This is a genomic window from Adlercreutzia sp., assembly GCF_056795635.1.
On the sequence record NZ_JBQIIT010000061.1, the window covers coordinates 1 to 3258 of the forward strand.

Genomic DNA, 3258 nt, shown 5'->3' on the forward strand with positions numbered 1-3258 from the left:
GTGGCGGGCTCCTCCGGCGGGATGACGGAGTTGTCGCAGCGGCCGACGATGACGCGCTTCAGCGGGTCCCAGTCGTTCCAAGAGCTGACGATCTTTGCCATAAATGTGCTCCTATCTCTCTCTAGCAGCAAAATGCGCCCCGATTTCGAGGCGCATCCTTTATACCATTTTTTGCAGTTGCACAAAAGCCTTTTACCGAAATTTTACCTTATAACTCAGAAAAACATCATGAGCCGAGCCCGTTTGCTGGTAAGGGTCTTGGGCACCGCTCCCCATTGCCACCACGGATGCCCAAACCCACGGGCGCCCCTCGATCGCGACGGGGCGAACGACGACGCGAGCAGAAACCATCCCCCGACGGCGCCCCCGGAGGAGAACAACGCCCCTAGCGACCGTTGATAGCCGACTCCAGCAGCGTGCGCACGATCTCGCGCACCTCATAGCCCTCGGAGATGGCCTTCACTGCTCCCCCGTCCACGAGCGCCACGATAACCGAGGGAGTGAGCCCCACGCCGGCGTCAACGAGGATGCGGTTCACGGCGGCGTCCAGGGCCTCGCGTCCCTTGCGATAGGCCTCGGTCACCACCGGAGCCTCGGAAGCGGCGATCAGCTGGGCATAGTGAGCCGGCATGGACACGCTGTCATCGGGCAGGCACGCCTCCAGCAGCAGGTCGACCACCCGACGGCGGCATTCCTCGCCTTCCAGGCCGTCAGCCACCTGAGCCACCTTCTCGGCGCGGGCGATCCACAGCTCGATGTTGTAGCAGCCCGCCTCGTACAAGAGGTCGGTCACGGAATCGAAGTAGTAGCCCACCGAAGACGAGGCGGCGCCGGCCCATTCGGCCACCTTTCGGTAGGTAACCGCCTCCGGGCCGCGCTCGCGCAGCAGAGCCGCCGCGGCCAACACCAGCGACGTGCGGGTGATTTGGGCCTTCAGGGACTTGGGTTTGGCCAATGGTTTGGTCATGGCGATCTCTTTTCAAGTGATTGGCGTTTGTGCGACTTTAACAGAAATGCACTACGATTGTAAGCCCTGATAGGGCTTATTTTTCGCAAAACCTGAAGCAAACTCCTACATCGGAGCTGGTTGTGCAGCTGAACAAGAAGGGGAACTCTGTTGACACCACATAAATCTCCGCTCCCCTGTGGACCGGGGAAATTCCCCAACCATCCCGTCCGGTCACGCAGCCATCAGCTCCCATCCTGGGGCCCGCAGACGGCGCGGCAGCCCATTGCCGCGAGCCATCTGGACGAACGCCCAAAGAAAATGCGCCCGAGCGGCCCTCCCCAACCGCCCGGGCGCACGAAGCCGACGACACGGCGTTCCGCGCAACGTCCCCTGTCGCGCAGCGCCTTCTACTCGATGTCCGTCAACTTCTTCTTGGAGTTGTCGTGGGTCATGCACATGGCGATGAGCGCCACCACGGAGATGGCCACCATGTACCACGCCGGCGCGATGGGATTGCCCGTCGCCTGGATCAGCGCGATGGAGATGAACGACGCCGAGCCGCCGAAGATGGCGTTGGCGAAGTTGAAGCTCAGCGCGAAGCCGGAATAGCGCACCTCGGTGGGGAACGTCTCGGACAGATAGCTCGAGAGCGTGCCGTCGTTGATGGTGAGCAGCAGGCACATGAACAGCTCAGCGATGAGGATGACCGCGAAGTTCATCGTGTTCAGCAGATAGAATGCCGGCACCGTGAAGATCACGAAGCCCACCGACGCGATGATGAGCATCTTCTTACGGCCGAAGTGATCGGAGATCTTACCGGAGAAGAAGATGAACGCCACATAGGCCACGAGGCAGATCGTGGTGATGAGCGACGACTGGCCCGCGTCGTAGCCCACGGTGTCCTGCAAGTAATTCGGCAGGTAGGTGAGCACGGCGTAGAAGCCCACGGCGTTCAGCATGCAGGCGCCGAAGGAGATGATGAGCGGGCGCAGGTACTTGGTCAGCAGCAGCTTGATGGGCTCGTCATCGGACTCGCCCTTGGCCTCCAGCTTCTCCTGCATCTCCTGGTACACCGGCGAATCGGACACGCGGGTACGGATGTAGTGCGTGATGATGCCGAGCGGACCGGCCAGCAAGAACGGAATGCGCCAGCCCCACTCGGTCACGAAGGCCGAGTCGTGGCCGAAGTTCACGAACATGAGCGTGGCCAGGGTAGAGCCCACGAGCAGGCCCACGGCCGTGGAGGCCGGCACGAGCGAGCAGTACAGGCCGCGATGGTTGGCCGGGGCGTACTCGGCCAAGAACGTGGCGGCGCCGGCGTACTCGCCGGAAGCGGAGAAGGACTGCACCATGCGCAGGCACAGCAGCAGAATGGGGGCCAGAATGCCCACGGCCTCGTAGGTCGGCAGCAAGCCGATGACGAAGGTGGCGGCCGACATCATGAGGATGGACGTGGCCAGGGCCCACTTGCGGCCCTTCTTATCACCCATGTGACCCCAGAAGAACGCGCCCACCGGACGCATGAGGAACGACAGCGCGAACACGCCGAACGTCTCCAGCAAGGCCACCGTGGGATCGCCCGGAGGCATCAGCACGAGCGCGATAACCGTCGCGAAATACGAGTAGGAAGCATAGTCGAACCACTCGATGAAGTTACCGAGGAAGGAGGAGACGGCCACCCGTCGCAGTGTCGCGTGCTCGTCCTCCTCGCTGTGGATCGTGGCCACTGTGTCGCTAGATGCCATGGAAATCACCCAGATCCTTTCCGAACCCCTTTTTGCTTTGTGTTTTCCGCATATGGGAAACACCCCCTTTAGAGATAGTGAAGGTCCGGCATCCGTGATTCACAGATACGCGGACCTCCTTTCCTTGTGCGAGCCAGCACTACCCCGGAGGGCCTTGTTCCTGTGCCAGCCAGCACACATTCCGCACGCTTGGGGCCGTGCGCGCCCTGAGTGCCCGAGGGGCCGCGCAGCCACGCCGCACGGCCCCTCGGTTAGATCCTAGTAGTCGCCCAGGTAATCCACTTGGGCCTTACTGGCACGCAGCACGAACGCCTTCTCAGCCTTCTTGCCGCCAGCGGCCAGCTTGCCGAGCACCACGCGCTTCAGGCGAGGGTACTCGTTCATGCCGTACCACGCGAACGCGGTACCGCCGGTGTAGCACTCCACGATGCTGTGCACGGGAAGCGAGGCATCGCGCTCGGCGTCGAGCTTGATGTACTCGGCGATCTCGTCGGCGCACACGTCGCGGATCACTTCCACGCTGATCTCCAGATCGCGGGCCAGCTGCTTGAGCTGGTACTCGAC

2 protein-coding genes and 1 pseudogene are annotated in these 3258 nt (G+C 62.3%); all 3 read right to left on the reverse strand.

Going from position 1 to position 3258, the window contains the following annotated elements:
- Nucleotides 1–385: 385 nt before the first annotated feature.
- Nucleotides 386–967, reverse strand: coding sequence for a TetR/AcrR family transcriptional regulator (locus ACTOXK_RS12220; protein ID WP_482278729.1), 582 nt, complete (start codon nucleotides 965–967; stop codon nucleotides 386–388).
- A 389-nt stretch (nucleotides 968–1356) separates the two neighbouring features.
- Nucleotides 1357–2694 carry an MFS transporter gene (locus tag ACTOXK_RS12225; RefSeq protein WP_482278728.1) on the reverse strand — a complete coding sequence of 446 codons (1338 nt, stop codon included), beginning with the start codon at nucleotides 2692–2694 and terminating at the stop codon, nucleotides 1357–1359.
- Between the two features lie 258 nt (nucleotides 2695–2952).
- A pseudogene (locus ACTOXK_RS12230) lies at nucleotides 2953–3258 on the reverse strand (hypothetical protein); the annotation flags it as partial.